Origin of the sequence: Glutamicibacter sp. 0426 (assembly GCF_001906485.1) — a bacterium.
In the GTDB taxonomy this organism is placed as follows: Bacteria; Actinomycetota; Actinomycetes; order Actinomycetales; family Micrococcaceae; genus Glutamicibacter; species Glutamicibacter nicotianae.
Map to the genome: position 1 here is coordinate 279,750 of NZ_MPBI01000004.1, position 16,775 is coordinate 296,524.

At 61.2% G+C, this 16,775-nt stretch carries 16 protein-coding genes and 1 tRNA gene; 10 read left to right on the forward strand and 7 right to left on the reverse strand.

Annotated features, from left to right (window positions below):
• Nucleotides 1-108 precede the first annotated feature (108 nt).
• The 5 genes from BKX98_RS12385 to BKX98_RS12400 all read left to right on the forward strand — a co-directional run bounded on the left by BKX98_RS12385 (nucleotide 109) and on the right by BKX98_RS12400 (nucleotide 3,953).
• Nucleotides 109-1,341 carry an MFS transporter gene (locus tag BKX98_RS12385; RefSeq protein WP_083586853.1) on the forward strand — a complete coding sequence of 411 codons (1,233 nt, stop codon included), beginning with the start codon at nucleotides 109-111 and terminating at the stop codon, nucleotides 1,339-1,341.
• A gap of 3 nt (nucleotides 1,342-1,344) precedes the next feature.
• Nucleotides 1,345-1,863 carry an NUDIX domain-containing protein gene (locus BKX98_RS12390; RefSeq protein WP_073707456.1) on the forward strand — a complete coding sequence of 173 codons (519 nt, stop codon included), beginning with the start codon at nucleotides 1,345-1,347 and terminating at the stop codon, nucleotides 1,861-1,863.
• A gap of 38 nt (nucleotides 1,864-1,901) precedes the next feature.
• Entirely contained in the window at nucleotides 1,902-2,057 is a 156-nt protein-coding gene (locus tag BKX98_RS17040) for a hypothetical protein (protein WP_158024695.1), read from the forward strand.
• A gap of 53 nt (nucleotides 2,058-2,110) precedes the next feature.
• Nucleotides 2,111-2,653: a YaeQ family protein gene (locus BKX98_RS12395; RefSeq protein ID WP_073707457.1), complete on the forward strand. Its 543-nt coding sequence runs from the start codon at nucleotides 2,111-2,113 to the stop codon at nucleotides 2,651-2,653.
• A gap of 97 nt (nucleotides 2,654-2,750) precedes the next feature.
• Nucleotides 2,751-3,953 carry a glycerophosphodiester phosphodiesterase family protein gene (locus BKX98_RS12400; RefSeq protein ID WP_073707458.1) on the forward strand — a complete coding sequence of 401 codons (1,203 nt, stop codon included), beginning with the start codon at nucleotides 2,751-2,753 and terminating at the stop codon, nucleotides 3,951-3,953.
• 48 nt (nucleotides 3,954-4,001) lie between these two features.
• Here the strand turns inward: BKX98_RS12400 and BKX98_RS12405 are convergent.
• Nucleotides 4,002-4,092, reverse strand: a tRNA-Ser gene (locus BKX98_RS12405).
• A 94-nt stretch (nucleotides 4,093-4,186) separates the two neighbouring features.
• Nucleotides 4,187-4,663 carry a tRNA adenosine(34) deaminase TadA gene (gene tadA, locus BKX98_RS12410; protein WP_073707459.1) on the reverse strand — a complete coding sequence of 159 codons (477 nt, stop codon included), beginning with the start codon at nucleotides 4,661-4,663 and terminating at the stop codon, nucleotides 4,187-4,189.
• Nucleotides 4,664-4,832: 169 nt separating this feature from the next.
• On the opposite strand from tadA, the gene upp reads away from it, so the two are divergent.
• A complete protein-coding gene (gene upp / locus BKX98_RS12415; protein ID WP_066144007.1) occupies nucleotides 4,833-5,480 on the forward strand; it encodes a uracil phosphoribosyltransferase in 648 nt (215 codons plus the stop codon).
• Between the two features lie 35 nt (nucleotides 5,481-5,515).
• Here upp and BKX98_RS12420 read toward each other — a convergent pair whose 3' ends face one another.
• Complete coding sequence (locus tag BKX98_RS12420) at nucleotides 5,516-7,027, reverse strand: cell wall metabolism sensor histidine kinase WalK (protein ID WP_073707460.1); 1,512 nt, start codon at nucleotides 7,025-7,027, stop codon at nucleotides 5,516-5,518.
• Complete coding sequence (locus BKX98_RS12425; RefSeq protein ID WP_038992352.1) at nucleotides 7,024-7,764, reverse strand: response regulator transcription factor; 741 nt, start codon at nucleotides 7,762-7,764, stop codon at nucleotides 7,024-7,026. The genes BKX98_RS12420 and BKX98_RS12425 overlap by 4 nt, the downstream gene beginning before the upstream one ends.
• A 616-nt stretch (nucleotides 7,765-8,380) precedes the next feature.
• Here BKX98_RS12425 and BKX98_RS12435 point away from each other — a divergent pair.
• The 4 genes from BKX98_RS12435 to BKX98_RS12450 all read left to right on the forward strand — a co-directional run bounded on the left by BKX98_RS12435 (nucleotide 8,381) and on the right by BKX98_RS12450 (nucleotide 12,740).
• Nucleotides 8,381-9,166 carry a winged helix-turn-helix domain-containing protein gene (locus BKX98_RS12435; protein ID WP_066144014.1) on the forward strand — a complete coding sequence of 262 codons (786 nt, stop codon included), beginning with the start codon at nucleotides 8,381-8,383 and terminating at the stop codon, nucleotides 9,164-9,166.
• A 69-nt stretch (nucleotides 9,167-9,235) separates the two neighbouring features.
• Nucleotides 9,236-9,763 carry a histidine phosphatase family protein gene (locus BKX98_RS12440; protein ID WP_066144017.1) on the forward strand — a complete coding sequence of 176 codons (528 nt, stop codon included), beginning with the start codon at nucleotides 9,236-9,238 and terminating at the stop codon, nucleotides 9,761-9,763.
• Nucleotides 9,764-9,990: 227 nt separating this feature from the next.
• Complete coding sequence (locus tag BKX98_RS12445; RefSeq protein WP_073707462.1) at nucleotides 9,991-11,118, forward strand: DUF1611 domain-containing protein; 1,128 nt, start codon at nucleotides 9,991-9,993, stop codon at nucleotides 11,116-11,118.
• 8 nt (nucleotides 11,119-11,126) lie between these two features.
• Nucleotides 11,127-12,740 (forward strand): ABC transporter ATP-binding protein, encoded by a 1,614-nt coding sequence (locus BKX98_RS12450; RefSeq protein ID WP_073707463.1) that lies wholly within the window; start codon nucleotides 11,127-11,129, stop codon nucleotides 12,738-12,740.
• Here the strand turns inward: BKX98_RS12450 and BKX98_RS12455 are convergent.
• Genes BKX98_RS12455 through BKX98_RS12465 form a run of 3 tightly spaced genes read right to left on the reverse strand, consistent with a single transcriptional unit; the run spans nucleotide 12,737 to nucleotide 16,595 of the window.
• Nucleotides 12,737-13,348: a TetR/AcrR family transcriptional regulator gene (locus tag BKX98_RS12455; protein ID WP_073707464.1), complete on the reverse strand. Its 612-nt coding sequence runs from the start codon at nucleotides 13,346-13,348 to the stop codon at nucleotides 12,737-12,739. The genes BKX98_RS12450 and BKX98_RS12455 overlap by 4 nt on opposite strands.
• The gene (locus BKX98_RS12460) at nucleotides 13,345-15,675 is read right to left on the reverse strand and encodes a YhgE/Pip domain-containing protein (protein WP_073707465.1); all 2,331 of its coding nucleotides are present in this window, start codon (nucleotides 15,673-15,675) and stop codon (nucleotides 13,345-13,347) included. Before BKX98_RS12460 ends, BKX98_RS12455 begins: the two co-directional genes overlap by 4 nt.
• Nucleotides 15,672-16,595, reverse strand: a complete 924-nt coding sequence (locus BKX98_RS12465) for an ABC transporter ATP-binding protein (protein ID WP_143181114.1) — start codon at nucleotides 16,593-16,595, stop codon at nucleotides 15,672-15,674. The genes BKX98_RS12460 and BKX98_RS12465 overlap by 4 nt, the downstream gene beginning before the upstream one ends.
• Nucleotides 16,596-16,775 lie beyond the last annotated feature (180 nt).

Consider the following 16,775-nt stretch of genomic DNA (forward strand, 5'->3'; position numbering starts at 1 on the left):
GGTAAATAATTAACCGGATCAACTCTTCCAATTCCGTGATGGAAAGGAATATACTACTGGCTTAAAAGGCTCTTCGACGTTACTTGAACCGTGCGACCAGGGGGTCCAATGAGCGCAGGATCTGACGCAAACACCACTGTGAATGAGCCCGATTTGCGGGGAGGGTTCTTCCAACTGCTGCTGGCCACCTTCGCAAGCGCCGTGGGCTTCTGGGCATGGATGCTGATTTCACCGATCCAGCGTTTCTATGCCGAGGGGATGGATCTGAGCGAGGGACAGGTGTCCCTGATGCTGGCAACACCGGTGCTCGTAGGCGCTATCGGACGCATTTTCACCGGTGCGCTGACCGACCGCTTTGGTGCCCGGAAAATGTTCACCGCCGTGCTGCTGGCGACGATTCCGGCGGTGCTGCTGGTGGCGCTCGCCGGCAGCATAGGCAGTTTTGCGCTGTTGATTATCGCAGGAACTTACCTTGGTGTTGGCGGTTCGATCTTTGCAGTGGGCGTCCCTTTCGCCAGTGCCTGGTATCCGGCCAATAGGCGCGGCTTCGCCAACGGCATCTTTGGCATGGGAATGATTGGCACCGCCATTTCGGCCTTCCAGACACCTCGTCTGCTGCAAGATTTCGGCTACTGGGGAACCCACCTGTTCCTGGCCGGTCTTCTGCTCGCCGCCGCGATCCTGGTGTGGTTCTTGATGCGCGAGTCTCCGGCATGGAAGCCGAGCAGCCAACCGCTGTTCCCAAAGGTTTTCGGTGCATTGAAGCTGGCTATTACGTGGGAAATGTCCTTCCTCTACGGAATAGTCTTTGGCGGTTTTGTCGCATTTTCGACCTTCTTGCCCAAATACCTGATGACCATCTACCCGGAGAATGTCGACCCGATCGGTGCCGGTACCCGTACGGCGTTGTTTGCTGTGGCCGCAGTGATTGCTCGACCTGTCGGCGGCGTGCTGGCCGACAAATTCGGTCCGAAAGTCATTGCGCTGATCTCGCTGGCCGGCATCGTTTCGCTCGCCTATATTGTTGGACAGCAACCTGCTGAAGGCATCCTGACCGGTGTTACCTTCATCTTGATGGCTTCGGCCATGGGCCTTGGAATGGGCGCGGTCTTTGCTTGGATAGGCCCGTCGACACCTCCGGAAAAGGTTGGCGCCGTTTCCGGTGTCGTGGCGGCTGCCGGTGGCCTGGGCGGTTACTTCCCGCCGCTGGCCATGGGCGCCACCTACCATGCCGAATCCAACTCCTACGCTTTAGGTCTCTGGCTGCTGGTGCTCGTGGGAACTTTCGCCTTGGTGGTTGCCGGCATGCTGCGCGGCACCAGGGCCCGTGATGGAAAATGAATCGTGGAAGAACAAGCAGCGTTATTTGATGAGCACGGGCAGGTAATCGGGCAAGCCCCGCGCTCACGCGTCAGAGCGGAAAATCTGCGTCATGGCGCTACCGGGATTCTGGTGTTCAACCCGCAGGGCGAGGTCTTTGTGCATCAGCGCACGATGACCAAAGACGTGTACCCCGGACTCTTCGATTTCACCGCTGGCGGTGTGATTCAAGCAGGCGAAGATCCCGACGAATCAGCAATACGCGAAGCCCAGGAAGAATTGGGCATCGACAGTGAGCTCGTGCGCTTGGAACCAGAGAACTACGCAGATGCGCATACCCGGTACCGGGCTTTTCGGTATTGGACGGTTGCCCGCGGGGAGCTCAGCCTGCAAGCTGAGGAAGTCGCTAGCGGACGCTGGATGGAGCATCGTGAGCTGCTGGCAGACATTGAGCGGAATCCCGGCAGCTATATGCCCGATGCTGTTGAGCTCTTTGGCCAATGGCTCAAAGACCTGGATGGAAAGTTCCCACCTGCTGGATAGATCAATCATTTGCGCGCTGGGTCAGTTAGGGTCTAGTTATGAAAACCCTGTTCATTGTTTCCGCGATCCTTTTTGCTGCGTTTTCGATACTATCAATTGGCGGGAATCTGCTGGTTGGCATAGTTGCAGCCGTGGCCAGCTTGTCTTCGCTGGCAGGTTTCTTCGTAGTTCGAAGCCGCGGGGCGAAAGCCTAGAAAGCCGGCTGCTCGTCGGACGGGCCATGGCATTCGCGGTAAACTCGATGACTATGGCTATCGGCGCGACTATGCACACCTTTGAAATCCAGCTTGCTGATGTGGATCGCGGGGTGTACGAGGATCTTTCCCTGCGGGTTGCGCAGCACCCTTCGGAAACCGATGCCTATCTGGTTACCCGCGTGCTGGCATACTGCCTCGAATACGAGGAAGGCATCTCCTTCTCGGCCGGCGGAGTTTCCACCGGGGAAGAGCCTGCCATCTTGGTCAAGGATCTGACCGGCCTGATCACCGCGTGGATTGAAGTGGGTGCTCCTGATGCCCAGCGGCTGCATACGGGAAGCAAGCGGGCAGGGCGCACCGCCGTCTACACGCATCGCGACCCTGCCAAGCTTCTGGCCTCCTGGCGTGGAAAGACGATCCACCAGTCGGAACAGATCATGGTGCGTTCCTTCGACCCCCAGTTCGTCGATGCGGCAACCCAGGCACTGACACGCCGCAACACCATGTCCGTCTCGGTGACCGAGGGGCAAATCTATCTTGAATTGAATGGAACGAATCTGGAAACGCAGTTCAGCTTGCATGAGATTGAGTAGCAAAGGTTAATCTCTGATTTAGCTCAGTGTGCCGCCGCCGTCATCAGCGAGCGGAAGCATGGCCGGTGTACATCAATGACACCAACGGAAGAGCTCCATGAAACTGCGCAAAATCATCCTCGGCACAGCAACCCTGGCTTTGGCCTTCACCTTGGCCGCTCCTGCAGGAGCCGCACCGATTGAACCGACTGGTTCCGATCCACTGATCATCGGCCACCGCGGAGCAGCCGGTGTGGCTCCGGAGAACACCTTGCCAGCCATCAAGGCAGGCAGCCAGTCTGGCGCCGAATTCATTGAAATCGACGTGCAGCTGTCCAAGGACGGGGTGCCGTTCATCTTCCATGACGGAACTCCTTCGCGCACCACGAACGTGGCAGAGGTATTCCCTGACCGCGTGAATGACCCCATCACGTCATTCACCTGGGACGAACTGCAGCAGCTCGATGCCGGTTCCTACTTCTCGGACGAGTTCAAGGGAACCAAGATTCCCCATTTCGATGAGGTCCCAGGTGCACTGGCCGGCGGTACCGGCGTCTTCATCGAAATCAAGGATCCGGCCAAGTCCCCAGGCGTGGAGAAGCTGGTAGCGGACGCGCTGGCCGAGGATCCGGAGTGGAAGGCGCTCGCCGACGCGAACAAGATCGAGGTGCTCAGCTTCGACGCGGCATCCAACCAGATGTTCGCCCAATTGGCTCCGGAAGTGCCTCTGCAGCAGCTGACGGGAACCGTGCCAACTGCCGCGGAACTGGCAAACTACGCGACCTACGCTGATTCCTTCGGCACCAACTACCGCACGCTTGATGCCGCCGGTGCCCAGCGCGTGAAGGACGCAGGCTTGGGCTTGGGCGTCTACACAGTCAACGCCACCGAAGCTGCTGACGATGCCATGGCTCTGGGCGTCGAGCGGATCACCGGCGACTTCCCAACACAGATTAACCGCCATATCGGTGGACAGAAGGACTTCCCGGCCAACAACGGCGTGGTGATTGCCGACGTGGTCAACGACGTGCCTGGAAACGACGTCGCTCCGGAAAATGGCGAGCACGTGATCCTGGAGAACACCGGCAAACGCACCATCGATGTCAGCGGCTACATCATTCGCGATGCCGCCAACAACATCTTGGAAATCGGCCAGGGATACGAGCTAGAGCCAGACGAGCAGCTGCGCGTGTACTCGGGTCCGGGCACCAACAGCGACGAAGCTTTCTACGTGGACGGTCCGGGCATCTTGAACAATGCCGGTGATTCGCTGGCACTGTGGGATGCCAAGGGCAAGCTCACCGATACCTTCGCGAACTAGCGCTAGACAAGGCAAAACCCCGGTAATCACTGATTACCGGGGTTTTTCTGGCGGTGACGGTGGGATTTGAACCCACGGTACGGGGTTACCGTACACAACATTTCGAGTGTTGCACCTTCGGCCGCTCGGACACGTCACCAGACCTGATAACTCTATAACGAACATCAGGTGAAAACAAAAACGAGAACGCTGTTTTTGGCTTGAAGTGTTCCGAAACACATCAACGTCGGCTCCTAGCCGCGCTTGCCCCGGAAGAATTCACGCAGCAGCTCTGCGCATTCGTCTTCCTTGACCCTCGAGTACACCTCGACCCAATGGTTCAAGCGCGGTTCACGGACGATGTCGAAAACCGAGCCGCAGGCCCCGGCCTTCTCGTCCCAGGCCCCGAAGACCAGCTTGGGAATGCGCGAAAGGACGATGGCCCCGGCGCACATGGCGCAGGGCTCCAAGGTCACCACCAGCGTGCAGTCCGATAGGCGCCAGCCATCGTCTTGCCCTGTGGCTTCCAGTGCCTTGACCGCATTGCGGATGGCGACCACCTCGGCATGCGCTGTAGGGTCCTTGACGGCCTCGCGCTCATTGCGGCCGGTGGCCAGCACTTCGCCTTCGGGGGAGAGGATAACGGCGCCGATGGGCACGTCATCGGTGGCTAGCGCTTTGCGCGCTTCAGCCAAGGCGAGGTCCATCCAAGCATCAAATTCGTGCACCATAGTGCTTTCACTTTACGTGTTTTGCGACGGCTGCCGGGCTCCGGGAGCGTGGATCACCGCCCACTGCACTGAAGTTTGCTGTTTCCTTGGGCACACCAAAGACCTTTAACAGCGTGAAATCGAGGATTTCTCTCGATTTGGCCGAGGCGGTGCTGATAGATTTCTACTTATGCGCGTACAGGTAGTCGACCACCCACTGGTGGCACACAAGGTTTCGGTTCTTCGTGATAAGAACACCCCCTCCTCGATTTTCCGCCAGCTGACCGACGAACTGGTCACCCTGCTGGCTTATGAAGCCACCCGCGAGGTGAAAACCGAAAACGTTGAGGTGCAGACCCCGGTCGCCACCACCACCGGCACCTCGATTGCCAAGCCAACCCCGCTGGTTGTCCCGATCCTGCGTGCAGGCCTGGGCATGCTCGAAGGCATGACCCGCCTGGTCCCAACCGCTGAAGTCGGCTTCCTGGGCATGGCCCGCAACGAGGAAACCCTGGACATCATCACCTACGCCGACCGCGTGCCAAACGACCTGACCGGTCGCCAGGTCTTCGTGCTGGATCCGATGCTGGCCACCGGCGGCACCTTGGCCGAGTCCATCAAGTTCATTTTCGAGCGAGGCGCGGAATCCGTCACCTGCATCTGCCTGATCGCAGCTCCTGAGGGCGTCGAGCGCCTGAAGGAAATCCACGGTGGCGACGACCGCGTGCACATCGTGCTGGCGGCGATGGACCAGAAGCTGAACGAGAAGTCCTACATCATCCCAGGCTTGGGCGATGCCGGCGACCGCCTGTATGGCGTGACCCCGCCGATTGCCTAGCATCAGCTAAGCCTTGCGCCCGGAGGCTGCGGTGATTACACCGCAGCCTCCGGCGTTTCTTCATCGGTTTCGGGTTCGTCCAGTGGCAGGCGGACCTCGAAGACGGTGTCTCCTGGCGTGGACGCCACCGTAATGCTGCCGCCATGGGCTTCGACGATGCTCTTGGCGATCGGCAGGCCCAGCCCGGTGGTGCCATCGGAGCCAGAACGCGCCTTGTCGGCTCGGGTGAAACGCTCGAATACCCGGGGCAGGAATTCGGGGGCAATGCCTTCGCCGGTGTCGTGCACCCGGATGACGGCTTCATCGGCGTCCTCGTCGCGGTCCACCGATACGGTGACGGTGTTCCCGGCGGTCGTGTGCTTGCGTGCATTGGCCAGGAGATTGGTAATCACCCGGCGCAGCGAGGACGAATCGCCGTAGACGAAGGTCTGCGGCGCCTGGCAGTCGAACTCCCAATGGTGGTCGCTCGCGGTGAGCTTGAAGTCTTCGGTGATATCCGCGGTGAGCGAGCACAAATCGATCTTGCTGCGCTTGAAAGCATTCTCTTCATCCAGACGGGCCAGCAGCAGCAGATTCTCCACCAGCGAGCTCATCCGGCTGCTTTGCTGCAGCACCCGATCCACCGAGCGCTGCCCGTCAGGAGAGAAATGCTCGGTAGCGGAGAGCAGTTCGGTGTAGCCACGGATCGCCGAGAGCGGCGTGCGCAGCTCGTGCGAGGCATCGGCGACGAACTGGCGCATCTGGGCCTGGGATTTCTCGCGGGCGGTCAGTGCGGTGGCGACGTTGCTGATCATCGCATTCAGCGCATTGCCGACATTGCCCACCTCGGTGCCGGGGATGGCATCGCGTGCAGGCACGCGCTGGGTCAGGTCCACTTTGCCCGAATCGAGATCTTCGGCGGCGACCGAACCTGCCACGGCGGCCACACGCTTGAGCGAGGCCAGCGAACGCGAGATGAGCCATGAGCCGGCCAGGCCTGCACCGGCGATCAGGATCAAGGCAATGAACAGCGTCAGCCACGCCATGCCGCGCAGCGCCAGGTCGGTGCCGTGCAGGGGCAAGCCGACGATCAGGATGCCGTTGGAGCCGGAGTCCTTGACTGCGACCAGGTAGTAGTCACCCACGGTCAGATGGGCGCGTACCGGCTTGAACTGCCCGCCGGCACGCAGCGTGCTCAATTCGAGATCCACCATCGGGATGGCGTCTTCCTGGCTCAGCTGCTTCAGTTCGCCGGTGCGTTCATCGAGCACGCCGCCGTTGAAGACGTACTTGTCGACGAATCGGGCGGTCAGCGTGCCGGCTGACTGGCCCGGAGCATCCAACCGGGAGTTCACCGCTGGCGCGCCCTGCGAATAATTCAGCGCGCGTTCGGTGGTGAGCCGCAGCTGGCTGTTGAGCTGGTCCATCAACGTCTGGCGCATGCCGGCGTTGTAGAGCAGGCCGAGCAATACGGATACTGCGGTGACCGAGGTCAGCAGGATGAGCAGCAGCTTGCGCTGCAGCGCGTGCGGCGAGCTCACCCTGGTATTCGGGGAAAAGAAGCTCATGCAGCCGGCTTCAGCACGTAGCCGACACCACGCACGGTATGGATCATCGGCTCAGCATCAACATCGATCTTCTTGCGCAGGTACGAGATGTACAACTCGACAATGTTCGCCTGCCCGTCGAAATCGTAGTGCCAGACGTTGTCCAGGATCTGCGACTTGGACACCACTCGGCGGGCATTGCTCATCAGGTAGCTGAGCAAGTCGAATTCGGTGGCGGTCAGCGAAATTTCGCGGCCTGCACGCGATACGTCGTGCGAGTCCATGTTCAGCACCAGGTCGCCGACCACTAGTTCAGCGGAATCTGCGGTGGCCGCGCCTGAACGTTCCACGAGACGGTGCAACCGGATCAAGACCTCTTCGAGGCTGAAAGGCTTGGCGACATAGTCGTCTGCACCCGCGCCCAGGCCTTCGATGCGATCCTCGACCGCGTCCTTGGCGGTCAGGAAGAGAACTGGGATCTCCGGGAAATGGGTGCGCACCTTGCGCAGCACTTCCGGGCCGTCGAATCCGGGCAGCATCCAGTCGAGGACCAGGACGTCAGGGGCCAAGGAGCGGGCGGTCGCCACGGCTTCCGGCCCATCGTGGGCCATCGTGGCTTCCCAGCCGAGCATGCGGGTTCCCATGGCGACCAATTCTGCCAGCGAAGGTTCATCATCGACCACGAGAACTTTGATTGCCGTGCCGTCAGGGTGGGTCAGCCGAGGCAATTGCGAAGGTGAAAATCGAGATTCATTCATGTTTATCAGCTTGTCCTATTGCCATGGGCCGAGAATATGTTTTTGCTGTGTGCAAGCTATGACTGCAAGTCGATTTTATGCGGAGAAAACCGAAACCGATAGTGGTTAATTTGGTCAACCCCTAAGAACGACGAATGATTGAAGCGTGGACAAGCGGGAGTGATGAATGGATATTCAGGCCTCTGAATGGACTAGGCGAAATGACGAAGTTCAATTGATAGCTTGAGCATATTGTTTAGTTAAGCGCTTAGACAGTCCAGAATTGCCTAAAGTGGCGTGCGTCACGTTTGGAAACATTCGTCTCACTATGTGGACATGGGTGTCCATTGTTACTTGCAAGTTGTCAATGTTACGAGGAAACTAGAGGTGTGAGTACGGCGCAGAACAGCAAAGGCACCTCGAATAACGACCTCGAATTGCCCGTGATTGTTCTCAACGAATGCTCGGCGTCCTTGGCGTCCAGATCGAATTGCGAGTGATTCGCAATCCGGATTTTGGGTGTTATTGACGGGAAACCCAACTGCTGAACGTGGACGAAGGCCGCGGACAGCGCAAGCAAAACCCGAAGCATGAGCGCCAAACCACTTGGCCTTCGCACTAAAAGAGGAAAAAGATTATGTCGGCTGGTTCCGGATACGTCCACGTTTCAATTCGCAATGCGCAGAACCGCGCAGCAGCTGCCCAGCGTGCAGCTTCTGGCAACTATGCACCAGCGGGCTATCGCCCACTGCGCGCAGTTTCCAATGTTCATGAAACTCGTGATGCATCGCATCAGCCAGCTCAGGCTCCAGTGCAGCCAACCGGCCAGCCGAGCGCCGATACCTCAGCACGCGGCTTCGTGCTCTACGTAGGCCTGGATGAAACCGCAGCCCAGGCGCAGGGCACCTCGCTGGGCAAGCTTGCCACCCAGGTGCGCGCCTTCCTGGCCACCCTGTCGCCGCAGGCACAGACCCACGCCGCCGTAGCGCTGGCACCAACCAGTGCGCAGGGCGAGCCAATCGATGTTGTTCGCCAGGCACTGGGCGACCCGACGATTTCCCGTCGGCCTCGCGCTGAAGCCCGCCCGTCCACCCCGCGCCCATCGGGTGTGCTGATTGACCTCTCGCGCCGCGAAGTCTACCTGGATGGCGAAACCCTGAACCTGACCTTCAAGGAATTCGAGCTGCTGAACTTCCTCGTGGAAAACGGCACCCGCACCGTAGGCCGTGAAGAGCTGCTGGAAAACCTGTGGCGCAACGCCGAAGAAGTCCCCAATGAACGCACCATCGACGTGCATATCCGTCGCCTGCGTTCGAAGCTGGGACGCCTGGCCAACACCGTGCGAACCGTGCGCGGCCAGGGCTACCGCTTCTACGAGCACCCAGAAGTGGTCGTCTGGGCTGCTCCGGAATACTCCATCTAGCAGTTGCTGCCAGCAGTGGCGGGCAAACCGGGTTCGGTTTGCCCGCCACTGCTGTCTTAAGCTTGGACAATGAACACCATTCACTCCCGCAAGCTCATTCTGATGCGCCACGCCAAGGCCGACTACCCGCTAGGCGTCGCGGATCACGACCGGCCGCTGGCAGCCCGCGGCCACCGCGAGGCTCCCGCCGCCGGAGCCTGGCTTGTAGAGAATGGCCTGATCCCGGACTACATCATCTGCTCCGATGCGCTGCGTGCGCGCGCCACCTGCGCGTGGGTGCTGTCCGAGCTTGGTGAAAAGGGTCCAACCCCCTACATCGACTCGCGCATCTTCACCGCGGGCGTCTCCCAGCTGTGCTCCATCATCAATGAGGTCCCGGATACGGTCAGCTGCCTGCTGGTGATCGGGCATCAGCCGGTGCTGCAGGAATTGGCGTTGCGCTTGGCCGCTATGGACTCGGATGAAGAAGCCGTCTACGAGCTGGCGATGAACTATCCGACCCTGGGAACCACGGTGCTGGAAACTTCGCACCCGTACTCGCATTTGGATGCCCGTGATGCGCGCGTCACGCATTTCACCGCACCTCGGCCTGCATGAGAGAAGTCTCATCAAGATTTTTCTAACGCACTAGTCAGCATGTAAATAAGTGATGATCTGGATGTATGAGAAGCAGATGATAACCCTCTCATCGAATCCACCTCGTCGTCTCATGAACCGTTCACTTTGAGTTCACTATTGCTCGTTTCACTAGGAATCGTTGGCAGCACAGCCAGCACCGGCGCACGGCAAACGCAGGCCGGAAACAGTGAAAGAGGAACAGGCAAATGGCCATCATCGCAGAATCGCTTCCAACGCAGACCACCGCAGCCCGCAATGAAGTGCAGCAGCAGATCGATGCACAGCGTGCTCGCACCATCCGCGCCGCCTACACCACCCGCTTTGTCGCAGCCGAGCTGCAGCGCAACCCCCAGGATTTCCAGGTCGTGCGCCGCGCGAACATGGCGCCTCGTGCCGGCGACGTCGTGATTGCCACCGTCACCGAGCTGGGCAAGCACACGCGCCTGCAGTCCCCGGTTTCCCGCCGCCAGCTGATGTTCGTCGGCCAGGAGATCATGGTCGCCTACGGCGACCGCTACGCACCGGACCAGTTCCTTGCCCATGTGCCGCAGAACCTGGGCCCCTGCCAGCTGGTGGCCGGCGGCGGCGTCGCCAGCGAAGTCATCGAGCAGCACGCCTCGATCGACATGGCGACCCAGCTGCAGCCAACCGGCCTGCTGATGCGCCACGGCAAGGTCGTGAACCTGGCGGACTTCGCACCGCTGGGCATCGAGGACGATTCCCCGCGCCCGGCGCAGGCCGGCGCCCAGCGCCCGCCGGTGATCGCGGTGCTGGGCACCTCGATGAACTCCGGCAAGTCCACCACGCTCGGATGCCTGGTCAACGGCCTGGTCAACTCCGGCATGGCAGTTGCCGCAGGCAAGGCCACCGGCACCGGAGCAGGCAACGACCCGGACCTGTTCACCGATGCCGGCGCCTTCAGTGTCTGCGACTTCACCGACTTCGGCTTCCCGACCACCTACCGCCTGGACTACGAAACCGTCCGCGACCTGCTGGTGGCGATGATCCGCGAGCAGAGCGCCACCGGCGCGGACGCAGTGGTCATCGAGATCGCCGACGGCCTGTTCCAGGGCGAGACCTCCCGCTTGCTGCTCGACCCGGTCTTCTCCGAGCACGTGGACCGCGTGCTGTTCAGCGCCCAGGACGCGCTGGGCGCGCTGGCCGGCGAACGCATCCTGCGCGAAGCAGGCCTGGATGTTGCCGCGGTGTCCGGAGTGCTCACCGCCTCCCCGCTGGCCGCGAAGGAAGCCCAGGCGCAGCTGGCCACCCCGGTCATCGGGACCTTCGACCTGTGCCAGGCCGAGGTTGCCGCCGCGCTGCTGCCAACCCGCTAGGAGCCGCAATGCTGGACCAGAAGACCGCCGCCGCGCCGGTGGCCCAGCCCGAGCGCCTGCCGCCACTGGTGGCGCCCGGCCGGCGGATGCTCCTGGCCGGACTGCTCAGCCTAGGCATTCTCGCCGGCCTGCTCTCGATTGCCATTGGCTGGCTGATCGGGCAGCTCTCGGCCAGCCTCAGCGCCGGGGCGCTAGCCGCGGTGCTGGGCCTGGTGGGCTGCTTCTTCCTGGCCAAATACGCTGAACGGGTGCTGGCCGAGAAGCTGGGCCAGCACTATGTGGCCCAGCTGCGCCGCGGGCTGGTGGCCCACGCTTTGCGCAGCGCCCGCGGCCCGTCCATGGGCATCACCATTGCCCGCTCCACCAACGACCTGTCCTCGATCCGCAACTGGATTGTGCAGGGCATGGTCCCGCTGGTGGCCGGCCTGCCGCTGCTGATCGTCAGCGGCACGGGGCTGTGGTTCCTGCATCCGCTGCTGGCCCTCAGCCTGGGCGCGACGCTGGTGCTGGAAGGCATCCTGCTGGCGGGCCTGGCCGGCGGGACGTTCCTCAGCGCCCGGACCCTGCGCCGGCACCGCGGGAACCTGGCTGCGCGCATTGCCGATACCGTGGCCGCGCGGACCGCGATTGCCGCCGGGGGCGGCATCGAGCGGGAAGTGCAAAGGGTTCAGGACACCTCGCAGAAGGTGATTGACGCGTCGGTGCATCGCGCCCGGTTCGCCGCGGCCCTGCGCGGCGGGGCGCTGGCCATTCCGCTGCTGGGTACCGCGCTTCTCGTGGCCGCGGCCGCGCAGGCACAGCTTCCGGCAGCCGCCGTGGCGACCGCGCTGACGCTGATGGGAATCTGCGCCGGAACCCTGGGCGAGTGGGGCCGCGTGGTGGAGTACCGGCAGAATTACAAGGCCGGCCGGCGCATCATCGCGCCGCTGCTGGCCGAGCAGGAACGCTGGCAGGCCAGCGAAGCATCGCCGGCGAGCACCCGCGATGCGAAGGAGCTGATGCTCCAGCCGTCCTCAGTGCGCATCCAGCTTCCGGAATCGATGGCCGGGAAGTTTCCCATGCTGCGAGCCCAGCCCGGGCAGCGCATCGCGGTGCGCGGAAACCAGGGGGACTGCGCCGCATTGCTCGCGGCCATCGCCACCGGCAGCCTGGCTCATGACGCCGACCCGCAGGCCGGGGTGTGGATCGCCGAGGGGCGAAGCGAGGATTTGCCTGCGACCGGCCGCCGCAAGCTGATCGGCGCCGCATTGGAGTCCATGGTTCCCGAGCGCGGCAGCGTTGCCCGCGCGCTGCGCTACCGCCATCCGGGCGCGTCGCTGCGCAAGGCAGTGGCACTGGCGGAAACCTGCGGGCTGCAGATGGCCCACCTGCCCGATGCGGAGGAAACCCGCTTGCGCCGGGGCGGAGAACCGCTGAATTCCGCGCAGCAGGCCTCGCTGCTGGTGGCGCGGGCGCTATTGCGCGAACCGCCGCTGCTGGTGCTCGATTCGCTGCTGGCCCGCCTGCCCGATGCTGCCTATGCCACGGTGGCCGAACTGCTCAACGACTATCCCGGGGTGCTGATCTTCAGCGGCGAACTGCCGGGCATCAGCGAAACCGCCAGCTGGGAAGCGCGGGCCTAATTGCTGGCTGGTGGACGGGTGGCACGCAGCCCGTCCACGGTGAGCAGCACGGCGCGCACCGTCTGCTCGCGGTCCAGATCGGTCCGTCCCGAGGCGCGCATGCGGGCGGTGAACAAGGCGGCGCCGAAAATGCTGGTGGCTACCGACAGCTTCTGCTCCGGGGCGAGCACCACGAGGCGTTCGAGGACCTCGATGATCAGCCCGGTCACCTGCGTATTCAGCGGGGTCCCGGCGAATGCATTGGCGGTGTCGGCATCCAGCTGCTCCTGCATCCACAGATGGGCGAAGGCCGGGTAGCTGGCCACGAAATCCATGGCGAATTCCAGCATCTGGCGCAGCGCCAGGTAGGGGTCTTCCGCGGAAGCAACGCGTGCCAGTTCGCCCATGAGCTTCTGCGCGCCGTAGCTGAGCAGCTGGCTGACCAGCTCGTCCTTGGAACCGAAATTGTAGTAGACGGTGCCCTTGGAAACGCCGGCGGCCGCGGCGATCTCGTCCACCGAGACGGACTCGGGGGAGCGCGAACCGAGCAGCCTCATGGCCGCTTCGAAGAGCTTTTCCTTCGAATCCGTGGCGCGCACGCGGCGGCGCTGGCCGGTTAGCGTTGTCATTCTTTCAGCTCCGGTTGCAGTGTTGCCAGGCGCCAAGTCTTGTTCTTGCGTACCGCAAGCATACTCAAGACTAGTCCAATGGCGGTGTAGATGAGCAATGAGCCTGCGACCGCGGAGAGCACATTCAATTCCGCTCCGTACACCAGGTGACGCAGTCCGACGACCACATTACCCATCGGCAAGATCTGGTGCAGGAAGTGCAATGGCGCTGGCAGGGTCTCCCACGGGAAGGTACCGCCGGCGGTGACCAGCTGAAGCACCATCAAGACGAGCACCACAAACTTGCCGGCAGTTCCTAGCAGGGCGAAGCAGCCTTGGATGAGGGCGCTGAAGCACAGGGCGGCGAGTACCAGAAGGAACCATGCCATCCATGGGTGCGCCGTGTGTAGACCCAGTCCGAAGTGCACCACTGCGTAGAGCAAGCTGGTCTGGATCACGGCAACGGCCGCGAATGGTATCCAACCACCGAGCGAGATCTTCCAGTTGCTGCCGTTGGACAGCAGTGCGCGCTTGGTAATGGGGCGCATCACCTGCGTGAGGATCAGTACACCGATAAAGGTCGCCAGCGTCATGAAGAATGGGGCTAGACCCTCACCATAGACTTGGGCTTCGGACTGCTTGGTGTTCTCCACCGTCACCGGGTTACCGATCACATCGGAGAGCTCTTCACTGGTCTTCTTATCGGGGTTAGGAACCTGTTTGACGCCGTCATCCAGGCCCGTGGCCAGCTCGTTGGAGCCATCTTGGAGCTTGGTGGTACCGTCGGACAGATCGCCGACACCATCGGAAAGCTGGACCAAACCGCTGTGGAGCTGGTCGGCGCCGGTCACCAGGGAACCGGCTCCGGAATCCAGCTTCTTGGCACCCTCGGAGGCCTGGGTCGCACCGGTCAGTGCGGACTTCTGGCCTTCGGCCAACTGCTTGGCACCGTCGTGGGCACTGTCCGCGCCGGTGGCAAGTTTCGCTGAGCCGTCAGCGGCCGAGGAAATTCCGTCCACGAGGCTTGGTACCGCAGCGTTCAGCGTCTTGGTGCCCTGGGCAAGGGTGCCCAGACCGGTAGCTAGCTGTTCGTTACCATCGGCGACCTTGTCGGCACCATCCGAGAGTGTGTGCAGGTTATCTTGCAGTCCTGCAAGGCCGGTGTTGACCTTGTCCACCTTGTTCTTCAAGGTGTTGCTCAGCGTCGAGTTCTCCACGCTATCGCTGACCTTGGACTTGATGGTGTCTGCTTGCTCTTGGGTCAACACACCGTCGGCCACCAGCTTGTCCAGCTCGGCCTGCGTATCGGTCTTGACGTTCTGCAGTTGCTTGTCGGTTTCGTCCTGCAGCTCGTTGATCACCGAGATGGCGTCATCGGCGGTGTCGGAGAGCTGCTTATTTCCATCGGCGACTTGACGTGCGCCGGTGGCCAACTGGTCGGCAGCGCTCTTGGCGCTCTGGGCGCCATCGTTGAGCTGTTTGACCGAGCTTGGCAGGGTCTTGGTCTTGGATTTCATGGCGCTCAAACCATCGCTGAGCGTATCTGCACCGGTGGCTAGCTCTCCGGTGCCATCGGCCAGAGAATTGCTGCCATCGAGCAGTTTCTTCTGACCTGTGACCAGCTGAGAAAGGCCACTGGAAAGTTCGCTGGTTCCATCCTTGAGCTGGACAGCACCGTCGGAGAGTTCACTACTGCCATCAACAAGCTTGGTGGTGCCATCGGCCAGGGTCACGATGCCATCACCTAGGGTGATCGTGCCGTCGTAGAGCTGTTGTGCGCCGTCCGCGGCTTTATCCATAGAGCTGTGAATGTCTACAAAGCCGGCGATCATCGCCGACGCGGTTTCGGTGCCGACTTCTTCGGAGACCGAAGTGCGCACCGAGGTGGTCAGGGTCCGTGCGAAGTTGGAGACCATGAAGTTATTCGCGTCATTGGTCAGCAACTCAATATTGGCCTGGCTGGCATCTTTGAAGTCGCCGGGGGACAGCAGCGCAGCGGTGAAATTATCGGGTAGAACGAGGGCGAAGGCGTATTTGCCGCTGGCCACCGCGTCGGCGGCTTCGTCTCTCGAATCGAGATGCGCCCAGCTGAAGGTTCCATCGTCTTCGAGGTTCTCAACGACATCGTCGGCGACACGGGTGAATTTGCCGTCCTTTTCCCCGCCGTCATCGAGATTAACGACGGCCGCGGTGACCTTGTCTAAGTTTCCCTGGGGGTCCCAGTTGGCGTAGAGGTAGAGGGCACCATAAAGCAGAGGTACACAGGTCACCGCGATGAGCGCCAGCTTTGGCAGGGTGCCACGGGTCATGCGCTTTAGCTCGGAGAGCGCAAGTTGCAAAGTGGTCATTCTTTTTCCTTCGCGTCGCTATCCTCTGCGACAGTTGGTACTGCGTCGCTGTGTTCTGCCGGTGTGGATTCTTGCTCCGCGGACTTGGGCTCCACTGTTTCTGGAACGTCTAGATCCAGCTCATCTTGAACAGATTCTTGCGACAAAACCTCTGTTTTATCGGGTTCCTCTAGTTCTGCAGGCGCTTCAGAATTTTCGGGCTCTTCTGGCTCTTCTACTTCTTCGGGTTCTTCTGGCTCTTCAACCAGAGGTTCTCCGGAGATGAGCGCGGTGGCTTCTTCCGGTGATTCAAATTCTTCGTACTCGTTGGATCCCAGGTAAGTGATCGGTCCATCCCACTCGTAAGGGGCGTTACTGACAATGGCGACGATCGCGAATGCGCGGTTCGAGCCAGCAAATTCAAGCAGGAGATCCAGCCAGACATCATCTTGCATGTCGTGGCGATCAGGGGAGTCAAGGACTATAAGTTCGATGCGGGAGTCTTCTGCGGCCAGTAAAAGTTGCAGTTCCAACCGGCGGGCGGGATCTAGGGAATCTGCCCAATCCTTGGCCACATCATCGAATCCGTGCAGTGCCGTCCACTTTTTATTGCGTGGTTTTTTCCAGATCGGGCCCGGCAGAAGGGCGAGGTCTTCGGCGATGAGATCGCGGACCTTCATATGTGATTCAGGTTCGTTGACCTCTGGAGAATCCAGGAGGGCAGTGTGCTGGCGCAGGGTTTTCAGGGAGTCAGCGTGACCCCACGAGACGGTCCCCGTAGATGGTTTCATGCGCCCGCTCAGGGCTAGGGCCAAGGCGGTACGTGAGATTTGCGGGTCGGCCACCACAAGGTGTACCTCTCCGCGAGTTACTTGAAGCGAGGTGGGGGACACCAGTAAATCGTGGCGTCCCTTGACGGAAACTGAATCTGCGATAAGCACAAAACAAGACTAATTGAACTGACCGGTCAGTTCAAATAGGGAAAATATTCCTTTAATCACGTCTAGACGTAAACCGCTTGATGCTCTTGGATGGTTCTTGGCTAAGCCTTATAAACGCGGTGTGGAGTTCACGAGTAGTTCACTGAGCTCTGATTACCTCGAAGCCTAGTCGCCATTGGC